The organism is Paraburkholderia tropica (genome assembly GCF_014171495.1).
GTDB classification, from domain to species: Bacteria; Pseudomonadota; Gammaproteobacteria; order Burkholderiales; family Burkholderiaceae; genus Paraburkholderia; species Paraburkholderia tropica.
Genome location: NZ_CP049136.1, coordinates 337,401 through 355,870, shown reverse-complemented (window position 1 = coordinate 355,870; position 18,470 = coordinate 337,401). Strand labels below are relative to the sequence as shown.

General features: G+C 65.6%; 15 protein-coding genes. 7 read left to right on the top strand and 8 right to left on the bottom strand.

The features are described from left to right. The first annotated feature begins 159 nt into the window (after positions 1–159). The 3 genes from G5S35_RS25155 to G5S35_RS25145 all read left to right on the top strand — a co-directional run bounded on the left by G5S35_RS25155 (position 160) and on the right by G5S35_RS25145 (position 4,031). Positions 160–1,485: an aromatic ring-hydroxylating oxygenase subunit alpha gene (locus tag G5S35_RS25155; protein WP_074985520.1), complete on the top strand. Its 1,326-nt coding sequence runs from the start codon at positions 160–162 to the stop codon at positions 1,483–1,485. Between the two features lie 34 nt (positions 1,486–1,519). After that, positions 1,520–2,524, top strand: a complete 1,005-nt coding sequence (locus G5S35_RS25150; RefSeq protein WP_408583301.1) for a PDR/VanB family oxidoreductase — start codon at positions 1,520–1,522, stop codon at positions 2,522–2,524. Between the two features lie 94 nt (positions 2,525–2,618). Continuing rightward, positions 2,619–4,031 (top strand): MFS transporter, encoded by a 1,413-nt coding sequence (locus tag G5S35_RS25145; RefSeq protein WP_074985519.1) that lies wholly within the window; start codon positions 2,619–2,621, stop codon positions 4,029–4,031. 107 nt (positions 4,032–4,138) lie between these two features. Here G5S35_RS25145 and G5S35_RS25140 read toward each other — a convergent pair whose 3' ends face one another. The 7 genes from G5S35_RS25140 to G5S35_RS25110 all read right to left on the bottom strand — a co-directional run bounded on the left by G5S35_RS25140 (position 4,139) and on the right by G5S35_RS25110 (position 12,801). Further along, positions 4,139–4,354 carry a hypothetical protein gene (locus G5S35_RS25140; RefSeq protein WP_231957541.1) on the bottom strand — a complete coding sequence of 72 codons (216 nt, stop codon included), beginning with the start codon at positions 4,352–4,354 and terminating at the stop codon, positions 4,139–4,141. 129 nt (positions 4,355–4,483) lie between these two features. Further along, positions 4,484–4,702: a porin family protein gene (locus tag G5S35_RS25135; RefSeq protein WP_176081029.1), complete on the bottom strand. Its 219-nt coding sequence runs from the start codon at positions 4,700–4,702 to the stop codon at positions 4,484–4,486. Positions 4,703–4,909: 207 nt separating this feature from the next. Next, positions 4,910–5,668 carry an amino acid ABC transporter ATP-binding protein gene (locus G5S35_RS25130; RefSeq protein ID WP_074985508.1) on the bottom strand — a complete coding sequence of 253 codons (759 nt, stop codon included), beginning with the start codon at positions 5,666–5,668 and terminating at the stop codon, positions 4,910–4,912. Then, a complete protein-coding gene (locus G5S35_RS25125) occupies positions 5,668–6,345 on the bottom strand; it encodes an amino acid ABC transporter permease (RefSeq protein WP_065059807.1) in 678 nt (225 codons plus the stop codon). The genes G5S35_RS25130 and G5S35_RS25125 overlap by 1 nt, the downstream gene beginning before the upstream one ends. A gap of 13 nt (positions 6,346–6,358) precedes the next feature. Continuing rightward, positions 6,359–7,138 carry an amino acid ABC transporter substrate-binding protein gene (locus tag G5S35_RS25120; RefSeq protein ID WP_176081030.1) on the bottom strand — a complete coding sequence of 260 codons (780 nt, stop codon included), beginning with the start codon at positions 7,136–7,138 and terminating at the stop codon, positions 6,359–6,361. A gap of 214 nt (positions 7,139–7,352) precedes the next feature. Then, positions 7,353–10,172, bottom strand: a complete 2,820-nt coding sequence (locus G5S35_RS25115) for an exo-rhamnogalacturonan lyase family protein (protein ID WP_183039855.1) — start codon at positions 10,170–10,172, stop codon at positions 7,353–7,355. 7 nt (positions 10,173–10,179) lie between these two features. Continuing rightward, entirely contained in the window at positions 10,180–12,801 is a 2,622-nt protein-coding gene (locus tag G5S35_RS25110) for a TonB-dependent receptor (protein WP_183039854.1), read from the bottom strand. A 299-nt stretch (positions 12,802–13,100) separates the two neighbouring features. On the opposite strand from G5S35_RS25110, the gene G5S35_RS25105 reads away from it, so the two are divergent. The 4 genes from G5S35_RS25105 (at position 13,101) to G5S35_RS25090 (ending at position 17,547) form a co-directional block, all read left to right on the top strand. Beyond that, positions 13,101–13,652 carry a sigma-70 family RNA polymerase sigma factor gene (locus G5S35_RS25105; protein WP_080180735.1) on the top strand — a complete coding sequence of 184 codons (552 nt, stop codon included), beginning with the start codon at positions 13,101–13,103 and terminating at the stop codon, positions 13,650–13,652. A 14-nt stretch (positions 13,653–13,666) separates the two neighbouring features. After that, complete coding sequence (locus G5S35_RS25100; protein ID WP_183039853.1) at positions 13,667–14,623, top strand: FecR family protein; 957 nt, start codon at positions 13,667–13,669, stop codon at positions 14,621–14,623. Between the two features lie 108 nt (positions 14,624–14,731). Next, positions 14,732–15,478 carry a DUF6250 domain-containing protein gene (locus tag G5S35_RS25095; protein WP_176081033.1) on the top strand — a complete coding sequence of 249 codons (747 nt, stop codon included), beginning with the start codon at positions 14,732–14,734 and terminating at the stop codon, positions 15,476–15,478. A 32-nt stretch (positions 15,479–15,510) separates the two neighbouring features. After that, positions 15,511–17,547, top strand: coding sequence for a polysaccharide lyase family protein (locus G5S35_RS25090; RefSeq protein WP_183039852.1), 2,037 nt, complete (start codon positions 15,511–15,513; stop codon positions 17,545–17,547). Here G5S35_RS25090 and G5S35_RS25085 read toward each other — a convergent pair. Further along, complete coding sequence (locus tag G5S35_RS25085) at positions 17,544–18,443, bottom strand: LysR substrate-binding domain-containing protein (RefSeq protein WP_065059801.1); 900 nt, start codon at positions 18,441–18,443, stop codon at positions 17,544–17,546. The two genes, G5S35_RS25090 and G5S35_RS25085, sit on opposite strands and share 4 nt — an antisense overlap. Between the last annotated feature and the right edge of the window lie 27 nt (positions 18,444–18,470).

Here is an 18,470-nt window from a genome sequence, read left to right as displayed (position 1 = left end):
GATGGGGTCAGGGCACGCGATCACGTTTGAGACGATCGGCGACTTTTTTGGATTTTGAGGAAGTTGTAAGCGCGCATGCCGTCGCCAAAAATGCACTCATCGACGGCCATGCACCGCAGGCGCATGACGCCGCGTTTCCAACGAGTGAGGACACAAGACATGTTGAGCGCTGAAAAAAACCGGTTGCTGACCGAGGTGGGCCCGGGCACCCCGATGGGAGACTATCTGCGCCGTTACTGGCATCCGGTGGCGGGCGTCGCGGAATTCGACGACAAGGCGGTGCGTCCCATTCGCCTGTTCGGCGAGGACCTCGTGCTGTTCAAGGATCTGAGCGGCACGTTCGGGCTGGTGCAGCGTCGCTGTCCGCATCGCAACGCCGACCTCGCGTTCGGTTTCGTCGAGCAGTGCGGGCTGCGCTGCGCGTATCACGGCTGGGAGTTCGATGCGAGTGGGCAATGCACGCATCAGCCGTTCGAGGAGATCGTCGACGTCGATGCGCGCCTGCGCCAGAAGACGAAAATCACGGCGTACGAAGTGCGCGCGAAGGCGGGCATGATCTGGGCGTACATGGGCGCCGCGCCCGCGCCCGAACTGCCCGACTGGGAGCCGTTCAACTACGCGAACGGTTTCGCCCAGGTCGTGATGGCCGAGATTCCGTGCAACTGGTTTCAGTGCCAGGAAAACTCGATCGATCCGATCCATTTCGAGTGGACGCACAACAACTGGACCTCGCGTCAGCAGGACAGTCACGCCGAACACGTGCCCACGCATCTGCGCACGCAGTACGAGGAGTTCGAGCATGGCTTCATCTACAAGCGTCTGCGCGCGCATGAAAACGAAGCGAACCCGATGTGGACCACGGGCCGCGTGACGCTCTGGCCGAACGGTTTCTATCTCGGGCATCACTTCGAATGGCGCGTGCCGATCGACGACCAGAACACGCTCAGCATTCTCTGGGTGCTCAACAAGGTGCCGAAGGAGCGCGAGCCCTACGTGCAGGAGCACATTCCCGCGTGGTACGGGCCGCTGCGCGACGAGCAGGGCGAGTGGATCACCTCGCACGTCGCGAATCAGGACTTCGCCGCGTGGGTCGGGCAGGGCGCGATTACCGACCGCACGAAGGAAACGCTCGGGGCGAGCGATCGCGGCATCGTGATGCTGCGCCGGCGCTTCTTCGAGGAACTCGAAGCGGTGGCGGCGGGCAACGCGCCGAAGGGGCTCATCACCGATCCGCAGGCGAACCACAACGTGTTCCTGCCTTCGGCGTGCCGCGACGAGATGATGAACGGGCTGTCGCGCGAGGCGCTGGCGGCGCATCCGCTGCTGGGTGCGTATCTGCGCGATTTCATCGGCCAGTATGGTCAGCCGGAAGCCGTGCGCGAGGCGTATGAAGCCGCGATCGGGCAGAAGGTCGAGCGCGCGCAATTTTTCTCCGTGCATGGCGTGCGTGCTGAAGCGAACGAGAACGACGAAGCCGCCGCTTGACGCCAACCGAAGGATTTTCCGGAAGCCTCGTCACATGATGAACGACTCCACTCACGGCGCGAATGTCGGCTCGCAGGCCCGTTTGCAAGCCCGCTTGCAGGCACGCGTGCGCACGCTGCGCCACGAGGCGCAGCGCATTGCGAGCATCGAACTGGTGCCCGTGGAAGGCGACGTGTTTCCGCCTTTCACGCCCGGCGCGCATCTCGATGTGCATCTGCCCAACGGCCTCACGCGCAGCTATTCGCTCGTCAACGCGCCTGAAGAACGCGGCCGCTATGTGATCGGCGTGCTGCACGACGCAAAGAGCCGCGGCGGTTCGCGCTGGCTGCACGAGGAGCTGCGCTGCGGCGCGACGTTGTCGATCGGCGCGCCGCGCAACAACTTCGCGCTCGACGAAGCGGCGTCGTCGACGCTGCTGGTCGCGGGCGGCATCGGCGTGACACCGATGCTGTGCATGTATCGCAAGCTGCGCGAGCGCGGGCAGACGGTGCAGTTCGTCTATTGCGCGCGCAGCCGCGGCCAGGCCGCGTTTCTCGACGAACTGGCCGCGCTGGGCGGCGACGTGCTGCTGCATTTCGACGACGAACACGACGGCCTGCCGTTCGATCTGGCCGCGTGTCTCGCGCGTCAGCCGAAGGACGTGCATGCGTACTGCTGCGGCCCGGGTGTGATGCTCGATGCGTTCCAGGCAGCGTGTGCCGACGCGGGCATCGCGAACGTGCATATCGAACGCTTCGCGGCGAGCGCGCCGGTCGAGAGCACGCAGCGCACCGGCTACACGGTGGAACTCGCGCGCAGCGGCCGGACGCTGTTCGTGCCCGCGGGCAAGCCCTTGCTCGACGTTCTGCTCGACGCCGCCGTCGATGTCGAATACAGCTGCCGCGAAGGGCTGTGCGGCGCGTGTCAGACGCGCGTGCTCGGCGGCTGCGTCGATCATCGTGACAGCGTGCTGACGCAATCCGAACGCGCCGCGAACGACGCCATGATGATCTGCGTGTCCGGTGCGCAAAGCGGCACGCTGGTGCTCGATCTTGCCTGACGTCGTCTGACTGTTCATCTATCGCGCGCTGACCCGCGCGATTTTCCCGCTGTTTTCCGATGCTTTCCCCACAAACGTTTCCTTCGAGGACACGATGGAACTGACACGTCTTGCGAACGAGTACGAGACGATCGACGACGCGCGCGTCGCCGGTCGGCATGAAGCCGCGCTGATCTCCGCGCGCATCGAGCGTCTGCCGTTCACGCGCTGGCATACGCGCGTGCTCGGCATGATCGGGCTCGTGCATATGACCGATGCCTTCGACGCGCTGACCATCGCGTTCGTGATGCCGGTGCTGATGGGCCTCTGGCATCTCACGCCGACCGAGGCGGGTTTGCTGGTGTCGAGCGGCTATGTCGGGCAGACGATCGGTGCGCTGCTGTTCAGCGCCGCCGCCGAGCGTTTCGGGCGTCTGCGCGTGTTGCGCTGGCTGCTCGTGCTGCTGGCGCTCGGCAGCGTGGCGTCGGCTTATGCGCCGGGTTACGCGGTGTTTATCGCGCTGCGTCTGTTTCAGGGCATCGGGCTCGGCGGCGAATCGCCGGTGTCGGCCACGTATATGAACGAAGTGTGCCCCGCGCGCATTCGCGGCCGCGTGATCTTCGTGCTGCAATCCACCTTCGCACTCGGCAATCTGGTGGCGGCCATCGCGGCGCTCTGGCTGATTCCGGCTTACGGCTGGCAGATCATGTTTCTCGTCGGCGGCTTGCCGATCGTGCTGGCGGCGATTCTGCCGCGCGTCGCGCCCGAGTCGCCGCGCTGGCTCGCGATCAACGGACGCGCCGACGCCGCGCGCCGCATCGTCGACGAGATGGAGCGCACGGCGCCCGCCGCGCGGCTCGCCGACGCAAGCACGCCCGAAGTCGTCGCGCACGGCACGCAGGAACAGAAGGAATCGTTCCGTGCGTTGTTCGCGCGCGGCTTCGCGCGGCGCACGCTGGTGGTCTGGCTGATGGCGGGTTGCGGCAGCCTGACGACTTATGGGATTCTGGTCTGGCTGCCGTCGCTCTATCGCACCGTCTATCACCTGCCGCTGGAAGTGGCGCTGCGCTACGGGATGGTGAGCATGATCGCGACGCTGTTGGGCACGTTCATCGGCACCTTTGCGATCGACTGGCTCGGCCGCAGAAAGACGTTCGCGATTGCGTTTCTCGGCGCGGCGTTGCCGATGTGCTGGCTCGCGCTGAGCGGCACGCGGGTGCCCGCCGGCCAGGTGCTCGTGCTGGCCTCGATGAGCGTGGCGATGATCGCGATCGTGCAATGCGGCATCTACGTCTATGCGCCCGAGGTGTATCCCACGCGTATTCGCGCGACCGGCGCGGGCGCGGCTTCGGCGATTACGCGGATTGCGTCGGTGATTGGTCCGCTCGTGATCGGCACGTTGCTGACGTATCTGCGTGTCGAAGCGGTGTTCGGCTATTTCGCGCTCGTTTCGCTGCTTGGCGCGATCGTGATCGGCGCATTCGCGATTGAGACGCGCGGGCGCAAGCTCGACGAGATCGCAGCGTGAAATGAGGCGCGCTGAATGCGCGTGTGATGCATTTGCTTTCAGCGCGCCTTTATCGCCAAGGTCAGTTTGAATGACCGTGACGACGGCGATAAACCGCCGCAAGCAGATTACTGATCCTTCGCGTCCTTCACGCGCGCATCGGCTTTTTCCTTGTCGGCGTCGGCTTGCGCGTCGGTCTTTTTCTTGTCGGCCTTGGCCTGGGCGACAGCGGCCTTCTTGTCGGCCTTCGCCTGCTCCTTCTCGGCCTTCTTGTCGGCGTGCGTGGGCGGCGCGGCGTTCGGATCGTTGTTCGTCTGCGCGGCTGCGCCGGTGGCGATCGTCATGGCGCCGGCCGCCGAAAGAGCGAGTAGGGCGGCAGCGAGGCCGCGTGCGGGTTTGCGGATCGTCGGCATAGGTTTCTCCGTTTGGTGTTGAATGTCAACGGAGAGCCAGCAAATGCCGTGCCGCGCGTGTTAGAGACTGGAAGGTGCGCCGGGCGTCTGTTCCGAAGCGTGCTGATACGCCTGCAACGTATGGAGCGTCGTGCGCCTGGACAGGTGATACATCTCGCGCAACGAGACCTGTTGATAGCGGGCCGCATCCTGAATGCCATTGGCCGACGACGCGCGCGTATCGCGATAGCCGCCCGAAATTTCGAATGGCGCGCTGATGCGATAACTCGCCAGCGCCATAGGTATTGAACACGGCGGTATCGGTGAAAAGCGAATGTCCGCCTGGTCGATCAAGGACATTCGGATAATTCATGCCGGGCAGCCGCTTTTCAGGCTGCCCGCCACGCGCCAAAGCCGTATTGCATGCTGCCGCGTAAGCCCGAAATCGTCGGCGAGGTTGCGGTCGCGGTCGCGTAGAAAGCGCGATTTAGTGCCTAAAAAAGGCACTCAAACGATAGGCGCAGCTTGCGTAAGCGTAGAAATGAATCGCGCGGTGCGCGCGTCGCGCGGGCGCGAGAACAGTTCGCTCGATGGACCGGCTTCCACCACTGTGCCGTCCTTGAGAAAGATCGCATCGTGCGCGACCGACGCGGCGAGCCGCAAATCGTGTGTTGCCATCAACATGGTCGTGCCTTCGTTCGCGAGCTGGCGGAGCACGTCCACGACTTCGGCGGACAGTTCGGGATCGAGCGCGGAAGTCGGTTCATCGCAGAGCAGCACTTGCGGCGACGGCGCGAGCGCGCGTGCAATCGCCACGCGCTGTTGCTGGCCGCCCGAGAGCGTGCTGGGCCATGCTTCGGCTTTGGCGGCGAGGCCCACTTTGTCGAGCAGCGCGGCGGCCCGTTCGCGCGCACGTACGCGATCCCATTGCGGCAGAATCACGAGCCCCGCCATCACGTTCTCGATTACGCTCAGATGCGGGAACAACTGGAAGTTCTGGAACACCATGCCGGTATGGCGGCGCACTTTCGCAATCTCCGCCTGCGCAATGCGCCGTCCTGGCGAGAACGTGATCTGCGCATCGCCAACACGCAGCGTGCCGCTGTCCGGCACTTCGAGCAGATTCACGCAGCGTAGCAGGGTGCTTTTGCCGCTGCCGGACGGGCCGATCAGCGCAGTCACGCTGCCCGCCTTGAGTGTCAGTGCAATATCGATCAGCACGCGATGCTCGCCGAACGATTTGCCGATGCTGTCGAATTCGATCATCAGCGGCCCGGCGAAAAGAGCGCGTGGCGACCGAAGCGCGCTTCGAGCCGGAACTGCGCGCGCGACAGCACGGAACTGAACGCCAGATAAATCAACGCGGCCTCGCTATACAGAATGAGCGGTTCGTAGGTCACGGCCGCAATGCGCTGCGCGGCCTGAAAAATCTCGGGCACCGTGAGCACGGCGGCCAGCGATGTGTCTTTCACGAGCGCGATAAAAGCGTTCGACAACGCGGGCAACGCCACGCGAATCGCTTGCGGCAGAATCACGCGACGCAGCGCCTGCGCGCGCGTCATGTTCAGCGAATACGCGGCTTCCCATTGTCCACGCGGAATCGATTCGATCACGCCGCGAATCACTTCGGCGTTATACGCGCCCACGTTCAGCGAAAAGCCGATGATCGCCGCCGTCAACGGATCGAGCACGATGCCCACGTTGGGCAGGCCGTAAAAGATCACGAATAGCTGCACGAGCAGCGGCGAGCCGCGAAACAGCCAGATATAAAAGCGCGCGGCGGCGCTGGCCCAGCGCGGACCGAACAGCCGCACGAGCGCTACCCAGAACGCGAGCGCGACGCCGATCGCGAACGATGCGAGCGTGAGCGGCACAGTGAACACGAGCCCCGCGTAAAGCAGCGGCCAGAGCGATTGCGCCATTAAATGCAGCCATGCCGGCATCGTTCAGCCCGCCTTATTGCGAGACGTCTTTGCCGAAATACTTCTGCGAAATCTTCGCGTAGGTGCCGTCGGCCTTGATGTCGGCGAGCGCCTTGTCGATGGCCGCGACCAGCGCCGGATTACCCTTGCGCAGCAGCACGGCCGACTGATCGCCGGCGCTCGACGTGTCGGTGGCCACGATCTTCAGCTTGGCGTCGGGCTTGTGCTTGCGGAAATCGAGGTACGACAGCGAGTCGTTGACCGTGGCGTCCACGCGGCCCGAGGTCAGCAGATCGATCGACTCGTTGAAGCCTTGCACCGGCACGACATCGGCGCCGTGCGACGCGGCGAGCTTGCCGAAATTGCTGGTGAGCGTATTCGCCGACTTCTTGCCTTTCAGATCGTCGAAGGAATGAATCGTGGTGTTGTCGTCGCGCACGATCAGCACCGCATGCGTGGCGATATACGGCGTCGAAAAGTCGTACTTCACCTTGCGCGCGTCGGTGATCGACACCTCGTTGATGACGGCGTCGTACCGATTCACGTCGAGACCGGCGATCAGTCCGTCCCACTTGCCTTCGACGAATTCCGGTTTGACGCCCAGACGTTGCGCGATGGCGCTGGCGATGTCGACATCGAAACCCGTGAGCTTGCCCGTTTCGTCGTGATACGTGAACGGCGCGTAAGTGCCTTCGGTGCCGACGCGGAACACGCCGGACGACTTCACCTGGGCCAGTTCGTCGGCGGCGAACGCGGGCGCGGCGGCGACCGCCGAAAGGAGTGTGGCGAGCAAGACGGAGCGCATAGCTTTCATGGTGGTAACTCGCGTGTGGATGGTGCTGAATGGTGGGCTCGATGCGTGAGCCGCACGATTCTACTGACCGCGCGTTCGACCACAAAAGCGATGATGCGCTATTCATATGCCCGGGCGGAATATCACGCTACGAGGCGTTTGCGCGCGCGTTCGCAATCGTTAGAAGGAAAAACGAATTCCTTATTCGATTGCGATGCGCGCGCCTTCGATGGGCTTACACGTCGTCGGGGACGAGCGCGAGCAGGCCGATCGCACCGAGTCCCCATTGCGCGGTGGAGTTGGTCGAAACGCGCGGCGCTTCGTCCACGTCGTAGAGCACGGTCGGCACGCGCACGCGCTCGATCACGAAGTCCTCGAACGTGCTGCCCGCGTGACCGGCGAGGAACTGTGTCCACGCGCGATGCGCCAGTGCGCGGTCGCCGGTTTCGCTCGCCGCGTAGGCGAGCAGTCGCGCGTGGCCCTGATTCAGATTCAGCTTGCCGAGCGGTTGCCCGAGCGCCGCGCGCTGAGCGTCGGCGCTCGCGGAATACAGCGTGCAGTATTGCAGCCAGGCCGTGCGGAACGCTGGCACATCGAGCACGCGCAACAGCTCGCCGCAGATTTCGGGCAGACCGAACACGGCGCTCAGATGCGAGACCGACAACGCGCCGCTCGCGTCGCGCGCGAACGCGCCCGTGCGCAGATCCATCACGCCGTAGCCCGTGAAGAATCCATGCGGCTGCGCGGCGATGGTCGTCATGCTGGCGACGAGTTTGTCGCGCCAGGCAGGATCACCCGTGCGTTCCCATTCGGTGAGCCAGGCTGCCGCCACCGCGCCCCAATCCGTGCCGAACGAAACGGTGGCGTGATGCGCGCGATCGTCGGGCGGAAACGGCTCGCCGATCTTGCGGCCCGGCAGCACGTCGCGCAGCCGCTCGACCGCGTTGATCTGCGCGCGCATGAGGTCGCCGATGCGCTCGTCCGCGCTCACGTAATAGTAAAAGCGGTGATTCGCAACCGTGGACACGCGCAGTTGCTTCGCGCTGTCGCCCCAATGCTGGACGTCGTGACGCGAGCCGAGCGGACTGAACGGCCCGATGTGATGAACGTCGACTTCGCTGCCGTGGCGCGTCATGGCTTCGGCGGTGCGGAAGGCGTCGGCGCGGCCCGAGTGCAGCCAGTAGTGCCAGAGCCAGATGCCGCTGCTCAGCTCGCCGTTGTCCCACGCGAAGCCGCCGACGTCGTAGCGCCAGACGTGACGCGTGGCGTCGTAGGTGTGCATCACGTCGCCGAAATCCCAGAAGCCGTACCACTTGCGCTGCTCGATCTGGCCGCGATAGAAGTCGTAGTTCCAGTCGAGCGCGCGTTGCGTGCGCGCGATCACGGGCGCAGCGGCGACGCGCGACGCGCGTGGACGCCAGTACGGATCGAACGCTTCGGCGCGATGCATCCACGCACGCGAAGGTAGCAGACGCGGCGGCGTTTCGATGCGCCGCGCGATGTCGATCAGTTCGGCATTGGTCGGCGTGCGCGGCAGCAACTGCAGTTCGATTTCGCTCGTGCGCGCCACGCCATACGGCGTCATGAAACCCGGCTCGTAATCCTCGTAGGTGATGTCGAGAGCGTCGCGTTGCAGCGCGTAACTCGTTTCGCCCATGCCGTCGTGATACGGGCGCAGATCCATGCCGGGCGCGTCGGGCGCCCAGAGCCAGAGCGTGACGGTGGCGCGTTCGCTGTGCGCGCCGCGAATGTCGAGTTGCGCCGGATAGCTCTGCCAGAAGTGGCGGATGCCGAACGCCACGCTGCCTGAAAGCGCGCCGAGGCAAGCCGTGCCCGCCGCGCGCGTGCCGCTCGCTGCGCGAATCCAGCCGCAGCCGCTTTGTGTGCGTTTGTCAATCGTGAAGCCGTCGGCGTTCGGCTGGAGCAGCGTGTAGTCGCCCCAGGCGGGCACGAAGCGCAAATCCTTCGCGAATACAGGGCCGAGCGCGGAAGCGGGCGGCGTGACCTCGCCCGCGAATTGTGCGGCTTCCACGCTCGCGCCGGGGCTGCGGCGCAGGCCGGTGAGCGTGCGCACGGCCTCGGCGAAGACGCCGCCGTTGTCGCCCGTGAAGCGCACAAAGCGTTCGTGTGGCTCGCCGTCGAGCGGCATATCGAAACGCAGGCCCACGCCGCGAATGAAGCTTCGCTGTGGATCGGCGTCGTAGACGAGGCTGTGCACGATGCGCACGGCGTCCGAGCCGCGATAGAAGTAAAGCCGCAGCACGAAGGGCAGCAACGTGGCGTTGCTGCCTTCCTGCGCGTGCGTGCCGGTGAGCTTGACGACGGCGCGCGCCGGGCCGTTTTGTTCGAGCGTGGCATGCTCGATGCGGCCCGTGTAGCGTTCGCGTGCGGTCGCTTGAGCTTCGTCGTCGTGCTGTGCGGTAGGCGCTTCGTCGGTGAGCACAAGGAGGCGGCCGTCGCGCAGCGTCGCCTGGCCGTTGCGGCTCAACGTGTCGAACACGCGCGCGCCATTGAGTGGCAGCGTGGCCTGCAATACGCCCGTATCGATGCGGATGAGGTCGCCGTCGAGATGCGCGATGGCGGGCGCATTGTTCGTTTCGTCGGCGCGCGCCGCACGAGGTTCGACGATGAAGTCTCGAGGCGTTTCGTCGCCATTTTGCAGCGCTGCGAGCGCTTGTGGTGCGAGCGTATGCGCCGACCATTTCAGCGAGCCATCGGGCCAGTAAGCCAGCGGCCACGATTGCAGCGCGACGCGCCCGGACGCAGACGTTGGCGTCGCTGCCGCGTGCTCGATGCGCAAATCGAACGCGCTGTGCGCATCGACCGCGCCGCGCGGCCACGGCACGCCCCACGTCGCGCCGGTGAACGATTCGGGCGTGGCGCGCAGCGAGCCGTCGAGCCAATGCACGCGCGCTTCGTTCGCGTTGGCATCGTCGATGCTGTCGGCGTAGGAAGCAGAATGCGCGCGCGCCGCCGTGGACGCATCGGCGAGCGTTCCGCCTACGGCCAGCGAAGCGAGTTTGAAGAAGGTGCGGCGATCGAATCCGTTGCTCATCGCGGCCTCAGAACTGATAGGTCAGCGTGCCGCCGATCGTGCGCGGTTCGCCGATCCAGCCGAGCACCGACCCGTAATCGCTTTCCACGAGCCGCTGATAGTAGGTTTTGTTGAACAGATTGTTGACCCAGAGCGAGGCGGTCCAGCTGCCGCGACTGAATTTGCCGCCCGTGCCCGCCGAAAGCGAGACGAGGCCATAGCCCGGAATGCGCGTGAACGCCGAGTCGTCGACGGTGCCGTACATCCACGTGCGATACGAATAGCGCGCGCTCACGAACGAAGTGAGGCCGTTGAGTGTGTGCCACGTGTAGCGCGCCGTCGCATTGAACGTGAGCTTCGGCGCGTTGAAGACCTGATTGCCCGTGAGGTCGCAGATCGCGGTGGAACCGGACGGTCCGAGCGTGACTTCGGGCGGGCAGATCGCGTGGTGATAGTTGAGGTAGCGCGCGTCGTTATAGACCGCGGATGTCTGCAGCAGCAGATGATCGTCGGGCGTGTATTGCAGTGAGAATTCCGCGCCGCGCGAGCGGAACGTCCCCGCGTTCACGAGGTAGGTCGATTGCGTGCTGGGGTCGTAGCTCTGCGTCTGGAACGCGTTCACGTAGGTCAGGAACACGTCGGCTTTCGCGCTCAGCGAGCCGTCGAGCAACGTGCCCTTGATGCCCAGTTCCGCGCTCTTGGTGCGTTCGGGTGCGATCACAAGTGAGCTGTCGCCGGCCTTCGATGCCGCGCCCGCCGAGACGTTCAGGCCGCCCGCTTTCTCGCCGTACGAGAGCGCGAGATAGCTGCTCAGATCGCGTGTGAGCAGATACTTGAACGCGAGCGTGGCCGAGGGCAGCGTGTTGTATTGAACAAGGTAACCGGAGTTGAACGGCGCCTTGTTATAGCGGATGAACTGGCCGCCTTTCTTGTCGTAGGTGAGGCGCACGCCCGCCGTGATGTCGAAGCGCGGCGTCACGTGGAAGGTGCCCTGACCGAAGCCCGACCACACTTCGTCGTGCAGCGTGCCGTAGCGAATGATGTCGAGCCCGTCGTAAGCCGTGCTGCCGTAATAGAGGCCCGGCAGCTTGCTGTCGGCGTAACGCGTGAAGGCTTGCGTCGCTTCGTTCTCGCCCATGTAGGTCGCGCCCACGGCCCAGTCGAAATATTGACCGTGCGGCGAATCGAGGCGGAAATCCTGCGACCACGAACGGTCGAGAAACTGCGTGCCGCTGTTCGCGTAGACGGGAACACTCAGGCTGTCGGCCACCGAAGGCACGTAATTGAAGTAGCGATACGAACTCACGGACCGCAGGTTGTAGCCGTTGTCGAAGCGATAGTTCGCCTCGGCCGAACCGCCGCCCTGCACGAGATGCATGCTGTTTTCGTCGTCGAGCGCGACGTTGTGATCGTCGCCCCCATACACCACGCGATTGCCGATCAACGACGAATGCGTGAGAAAGCTGTTCACGCCATTCACCGAATTCGACGAATACGTCACCGGCGTGGGCGAGTCGTTCTCGTTGCTGTAATCGGCGCTCAGACGCAGGCTGAACTGGTTGTTGGGCTTGAAAAGCAGCTGGCCGCGCACGCTGTTGCTCGAATTGCCGTTGAGCGTGTGGCCATTCGTGATGTTGTTGACGTCGCCGTTGGTGCTGTTGTGCACGAAGTCGATGCGGCCCGAGAGCATGTCAGCGATTGGCCCTGAGAGCATGGTGTGATTGAGCACCGTGCCGCGCGAGGCGAACGAGAGGCTTTCGGAGCCGGTCAGCGTGGAACTCGGCAGCGGCGTGTGGATGTCGATCACGCCGCCCGTCGAGTTCGCGCCGAACAGCGTGCCTTGCGCGCCGCTTAGCACGTCGACGTAATCGACGTCGGCGAGTGCGCCCGCGAGCATGCCGGGACGCGGCAGGTACACGTTGTCGAGATACACGGCCACGCTGCTCGGCATGCCGATGTTCTGCTCGCCGCTCGTCTGGCCGCCGCCGTCGCCCACGCCGCGGATCGTGATCTGCGTGTCGGACGGATCGGTGGTCTGCACGTTCAGGCCGGGCACGAGCTGCTGAAGATCCGCGAGCGAGGTGATGTGCTGCTGTTGCAGTTCGCGGCCGGTCACGCGGTAGCTCGACGTCGGCGTGCGCTGCGGGTCGTCGCGTCGCGCGCGCGTGGCGCTCACGGTCACGGTGCCCAGTTGCGTGGTGGTGGTCGTGTCGGCGGTGGCGGGCGGGGGAACCGGCCGCTGCGGCCGGTCAGCTTTTGGGCGCGCGTCCTCCGTCGCGGTGGCGGCCGGCGCGGCGCGGCGCACGGCGAGCGCGTGGCTGTCCGTGGTCACGACTTCGAGACCGGTGCCCTTGAGCGCCTGGGCGATCGCGCCTTGCGCTGTGAGCGCGCCGCTCACGGGCGCGGCCTGCACGTGTTCGACGAGATGCGGGTCGTAGCTGAGCGGCACGCCGCTTTGCGCCGCGATGGACAGCAGCGTGCGGTTGAGCGGTTGCGCCGCGAGATGGAAAGTGTGCGTCGAGGCGTCCTGTGCGAGCGCGGCGCCGGCTGCAAGAAAGAGCGCGGCCGAAAGCGCGATTGAGAGCGTGTTGCGGGCGCTGGCCGGACGGCGCGCGCTGCGGCGCGATGCCGGGGTACGGGGTCGTTTCACGTTAAGCCTGTCGTTATGTCGATGATCGAAGCGTTCGGGATGCGCGGCATGCCGATGCGCGGGTGAACGATGGCCATGTGCAACGAGCATCGAAAAGCGTCAGCGAAACAGTGCAGTCGGGCAGGATTTTTTTGTGTGGCGCTCCGAATCATTTATGCAATGCGCAGCACCGTGCGCGTCATATCGATTCGAGAATCCGTGCTTTGGACGGCTGCGCCCGCAACTTTAGAATCGCCGCTCCAGCCTCAGCCCAACTTGCCTGCTCACGCGTTGCGCGCAATGCGTTCAGTCCGACCGTCATGGCGATCCGATCCCAAAGCCTGTCCGCCGGCCGCGCCGCCGACGCCGAGGCGCTCACCAATCCGGCGCGCGAGCGTTTCCTGTCCGACGAATTCCGCCGCAGCTACGGCTGGCTCACGGGCTGTATGCACCGTCTCGTCGGATCGAGCAGCGACGCCGAGGATCTCGCCGCGAGCGCGTTCACCGAGCTGGCCGCGCATCCGGACGTCAGCGCGATCCGGCAGCCGCGCGCCTTGCTCACGACAATCGCGCGCCGGCTGACGTTCGAGCATTGGCGTCGACGCGATATCGAACGCGCCTATCTCGCGCGGCTCGCGCTCGCACCCGAACCGGTTGCGCCCGCGCCCGAGGTCGCGCTCGAAGCCGTGCAGGAGATCCTGCTGATCGACGCGGCCTTGCAGCAGCTTTCCGCACGCGCGCGAGAGGCGTTCATCCTGAGTCAGTTCGAAGACATGAAATACGCCGATATCGCGGTGCGGCTCGGCGTGTCCGTGAGCATGGTGCGCAAATACGTCGCGCAGGCGCTCGTGCTGTGTTGCGAGGCGGCATGAGCACGGCGCGCGTCATGAGGGGCACCGAGGCGGGCAGCGCGCGGGGCGCTGTCGAATGGGAAGTGCGCCTGCGTGAAGGCGAACTCGATGCGCGTGAACTCGCCGCATTCGAAGCGTGGCAGCGCGACGAAGCGAACGGCCGCGCGTGGGCCGCGCTGCAGACGCGGCTCGCGCGCATGCGGCCTGGCGGCGCGGCTGAACGCGCGGCGGCGGCCGAGGCGTTGCGGGTGCCGTCGGCGCAGCGCCGCAAGCTGCTGCGCGCGGGATTTGGCGGCGTGGCGCTGGCGCTTGCGGGCGTGGCGCTGCGCGAGGGCGTGCATCGGCTCGGTCTCGACGCGGACTGGCAGAGCGCGATCGGCGAACGGCGCACCGTGAGTCTCGCCGACGGCTCGCAAATGACGATCGACGCGGGCAGCCGGGTTTATCGCGTCGATCGTAGCGATCGCAGCGCGGCGTCTGGCGACCGCGTGCTGCGCGTCTCGGCGGGGCAGGTGCTCGTGCATATGCGGGCGTCGCATGCGGGACTTCTGCGCAGCATCGAAACCGAACATGGCGTCGTGCAGACCGAAGGCGGCACGATCAACGTGGGGCGCATCTATCGGCATAGCGTGGTCGCGGTGGGCAAGGGCGAGGCCGTGGTCCTGCAGCCGGGACGCCCGGCGCTGCGCGTGGCGGCGGGTGAGAGCGTCGCGTTCTCGTCCGATGGCGCGCGACGTCTCGCGCAGTCGTTCGATCTGGTGAGCGCGTGGACGCGCGGCATCTTCGTCGCCGACAACGTCTCGCTCGACGCACTCGTGGACGTCTTCAACCGCTACGAGCCGGGCGTGATCCGCGTGACGGGCGAAGCCGGCGAGGCGCGCGTGAGCGGCGTGTTCCTGCTCGGCGACATTCCGCGCGCGCTTACGCAGGTCGCGGAAAGCGCGCCGGTCCAGCTCACGCGCGTCGGTCCGTATCTGAGCGTGTTCAGCTAGATTTTTTCGCGTACGCGCTGACGCTTTGCGCGTCTCGTTGCACAAGGTGGGCAGAAGCCGCTCGCGCGGCTGTTCCCCTAACCGATGCAACGTGACGGAGTCCCCGCCGTGCGCAGACCTTCTTTCGCCGTGCGCGTGCTGCCAGCCTTGCTGGCGCTGCTCGCCGCGTTTCCGTTGCACGCCGCGCCGCGCGCGATCCTGCGCGAAGACTTTGCGTCGTTCGACGCGCGTCGCTGGATTGTGGAGGCCGAGCCTGATTCCAAGACTGTGCCATCGACGAAAGCGAGTATTGACTCGCATTCGTCACGCAAATCGTCGCCGGTTTACACCGATCACCACGCGCTGGTGCTCGACAGCGCGCGCGGCCTGACCGTCTGGCTCGACCGGCGGCTCACGGGCCACTATGAAATCACCTATACGCGCACCGTGCTCGATGCGGGCGGGCCGCATGACCGCGTCTCCGATCTGAACCAGTTCTGGCTGGCCAGCGCGCGCGGCTCGAACGGTCGCGTCGCGCCGTTCGGCGGTTCGGGTCGCTTCGAGGATTACGACGCGCTCGATCTGTTCTACGCGGGCATCGGCGGCAACGGCAATACCACGACGCGCTTTCGCCGCTACGACGGCACAAGCGCGCGTCCGCTGCTCGCGCAATACACGACGCCGCCCTGGCTGCTGCGCGCGAATCATCCGTACCGCGTGCGCATCGTCGTCGACAGGCGCGGCACGCGTTTCTATCTCGACGGCAAGCCGTATTTCGCGGCCTCGCCGCCGCTGCCCGACGCGGGCTGGTTCGGTTTTCGCTCGACGGCCTCGCGCCAGACCATCCGCGACTTCTCCATTCGCGCGCTGCCTTGAAGGCGTCGCGCGTTGCCACTGCATTTCACTGTATGACGCCGATGATGACCTTCCCGCATTCCCTCCGCCCGCGCCGTGCGGGCCTTTCCTCTTTGCTGTTCGCCGCGCTCGCGCTGTTCGCCGCAACGGCGCATGCCGACGACGCCCCCGTAACGGTTAGCGAAGACGCCGGCACGATCACGCTCGACAACGGCATCGTGGAGATCCGCGTCGAGCGCGACGACGGCTATCTCGCCGCGATCCGTCAACACGACGCCACGGGCTGGCACGACCTCGGCGTGACCGCGCAGCGCGCGGCCTACGAAGCGCATGGCGACGACTTCGAAAACGACCCGGAAAAAGCCATGTACTGGGATGCGAACGCCGACGTTGCGGTCGTGCCGCCGGGCTACAAGGAAGACAAGAAAGGCTATTTCCGCATGCGGCCCGGCGAGGCGCAGGTGAGCGTGGTGGCGAACACGCCCGAGCGCGCCGAAGTCAGCGTGCGTTCGCGCCCGACGGCCGTGTTTCCGTTCGATATCGACGTGCGTTACACGCTGTTGCGCGGCCATAGCGGCTTCTACGCGCAGGCCGAGGTGCATCACGGCGCGGATCAACCGGCGGCGACCTTCTATCAAAACCGCTTCGTCGTGAAGACGGTGATGGACGGCACTTTCGATCACTGGGCCGTGGGCGACAGCAAATTCGTGCCGATTCCGCAAGGCGCGATCAGCCGCGAACTGAGCGACGCGACCTTCCAGCTCGACGACGGCACGATCAAGACCAAGTACATGAACTCGGTGTTCTGGTCGCAGGTGCCGGTGTACGGTTACGTGGGCGCGCAGCGCGGCCTCTGGATGATCGAGGCGAGCCCCGAGTACCACAACGGCGGCCCGGTCAAGCAGGGCCAGACACTGCACGACAACGTGCTGCTGCGGGTGCTGCAGTCGGTGCACTTCGGCGCGTCGGCGGTCGTGCTCAAGGACGGCGAGGACTGGCGCAAGGTCTACGGTCCGTTCCTCGTCTATGCCAATCGCGCCGACGGTCCGGCCGCACTCTGGGCCGACGCCGAACGCCAACACGCGCGCGAAGTCGCCGCGTGGCCGTACACGTGGGTCGATACGCCGGCGTATCGGCAGACGCGCGGCGAAGTGAGTGGTAGCGTGAGTCTGGCGAATGACGCATCGAAGCTCGCATCCAGGCCCGCATCAAAGCCCGTGACGCACGCGTGGGCGATCCTGTCCGACCCCGGCGTGCCCTGGAGCGCGCAGAACAAAGGCTACGCGTTCTGGAGCGCACTCGACGACGCGGGTCATTTCGATCTGCACAACGTGATTCCCGGCGTCTACGACCTGCATGTGAGCGGCGCGGATCAACCCGAAGACCTCGTCGTGCACAACGTGCGCGTGGGCGCGGACCAGCATCTCGATCTCGGTGCGATAACGTGGCCCGTGGAGGAGCCGGGCGTGCGCCTCTGGCAGATCGGCCGCTTCGATCGCTCGGCCGCGGAGTTCCGCAATGGCGACGACGCGCGCAACTATCAGATGTTCCGCCGCTATCCGAAGCAGTTTCCGCACGATGTCGATTTCGTGATCGGCAAGAGCGATCCCGCGCGCGACTGGAATTACGCGCAGTGGACCGTCTACGCGGAACGTCCGGACTGGCGCATTCATTTCGATCTCAGCCGCGCGCAATCGGGCAAGGCCACGTTGACGATCGGCTTTGCATCCGCGCAGCCCGAGCAGGGCAAGACGCTGACCGATCTGCGCGTGGCCGTGAACGGCACCGAGGTCGCGCAGATCCGTCTGCCCAAGACGGGCACGGCGGGTTATCGCGGCAGCGCGCAGGATTCGCCGTACAACGTGCGCGCGATCGTGTTCGACGCGGCGTTGCTGAAGGCGGGCGAGAACACGGTGAGCCTCTATCACGCCGATGGCGTGCCCTACGCGCGCTTCACGCTCGCGGGCAGCGATCAGCGCGTGCCGGCGAACACCACGCCGGGCCAGGTGATGTACGACGCGCTGCGGCTCGACGTGGACACGTATGCGGACAAGAACGCGGACAAAAACGCCGCCGCATCCAACCCCTAAGCGCTCTGCCGCGACGCCAGCAGCCAGTTCGCGAGCCGTTGCGCGCCGTCGGGCAATTCGGCGTCGGCGCGCCAGCAGAGATAGTAATGGCGGCCGTCGTCGAGTTCGTGGTCGAACAGCTTGCGCAGCGCGCCCGATGCCAGTTCGCGCGAGATCAGCGGCGCGCGCAGCAAGGCCGCGCCGAGGTCGGCGAGCGCGGCGCTCAAGGTGAGTTGGCCGTCTTCGAACAGCGGGCCTTCGACGCGTGTCATGTGGCGCGCGCCCACGCTTTGCAGCCAGTTGACCCAGGTGCTGCGGTCTTCGTCGTGCACGAGCGGCACGCCGGCGAGATCGGCGGGCTTGCGCAGCGGCCCGTAACGCTGCAGGAAGCGCGGCGTGCAGACCGGCACCACCGCGCCCGACATGAGCGGCGTGCTCGTATAACCGACCCAGTCGCCCGTGCCGAAGCGAATCGAAAGATCGGCCGCGTCGCTGCGGTAATTGCGGTGATTCGCGTAGAGCACCGTCACGTCCACGTCTTCATTCGCCGACAGGAAGTCGTGCAGGCGCGGAATGAACCAGCCCATGCCGAACAGCGGAATCAGACTGATCGTGATCTGCCGCCGCGACGACCGTTCGCGCACGAACCCCGTCGCGCTGCGCAGCACCGAAAACGCCGCGCTGATCGAGCGGTAATAATCGCGGCCTTCGTCGGTGAGCACGAGCGAGCGGCCGTTGCGCACGGTGAGCGGCGTTTGCACGAACGATTCGAGCAACTGAAGCTGATGGCTCACGGCCGAGGGCGTGATGTCGAGCTCCTGGGCCGCCGTGCTCACCGAGCCGTGGCGCGCGAAGGCCTCGAAGGCGCGCACCGCGCGCAGCGGCGGATCATCGGAGAGTTGCTGAATTTTTTTCATGTATCGAATTATATCGAACGCACGATG

Coding starts and splice junctions, on each gene's coding strand:
- G5S35_RS25115 (WP_183039855.1), bottom strand. CDS start 10,172: ATGAGCAACGGATTCGATCGCCGCACCTTCTTCAAACTCGCTTCGCTG.
- G5S35_RS25090 (WP_183039852.1), top strand. CDS start 15,511: ATGACGCCGATGATGACCTTCCCGCATTCCCTCCGCCCGCGCCGTGCG.
- G5S35_RS25100 (WP_183039853.1), top strand. CDS start 13,667: ATGAGGGGCACCGAGGCGGGCAGCGCGCGGGGCGCTGTCGAATGGGAA.
- G5S35_RS25140 (WP_231957541.1), bottom strand. CDS start 4,354: ATGACGATCGCCACCGGCGCAGCCGCGCAGACGAACAACGATCCGAAC.
- G5S35_RS25130 (WP_074985508.1), bottom strand. CDS start 5,668: ATGATCGAATTCGACAGCATCGGCAAATCGTTCGGCGAGCATCGCGTG.
- G5S35_RS25125 (WP_065059807.1), bottom strand. CDS start 6,345: ATGCCGGCATGGCTGCATTTAATGGCGCAATCGCTCTGGCCGCTGCTT.
- G5S35_RS25150 (WP_408583301.1), top strand. CDS start 1,520: ATGATGAACGACTCCACTCACGGCGCGAATGTCGGCTCGCAGGCCCGT.
- G5S35_RS25120 (WP_176081030.1), bottom strand. CDS start 7,138: ATGAAAGCTATGCGCTCCGTCTTGCTCGCCACACTCCTTTCGGCGGTC.
- G5S35_RS25085 (WP_065059801.1), bottom strand. CDS start 18,443: ATGAAAAAAATTCAGCAACTCTCCGATGATCCGCCGCTGCGCGCGGTG.
- G5S35_RS25155 (WP_074985520.1), top strand. CDS start 160: ATGTTGAGCGCTGAAAAAAACCGGTTGCTGACCGAGGTGGGCCCGGGC.
- G5S35_RS25105 (WP_080180735.1), top strand. CDS start 13,101: ATGGCGATCCGATCCCAAAGCCTGTCCGCCGGCCGCGCCGCCGACGCC.
- G5S35_RS25145 (WP_074985519.1), top strand. CDS start 2,619: ATGGAACTGACACGTCTTGCGAACGAGTACGAGACGATCGACGACGCG.
- G5S35_RS25135 (WP_176081029.1), bottom strand. CDS start 4,702: ATGGCGCTGGCGAGTTATCGCATCAGCGCGCCATTCGAAATTTCGGGC.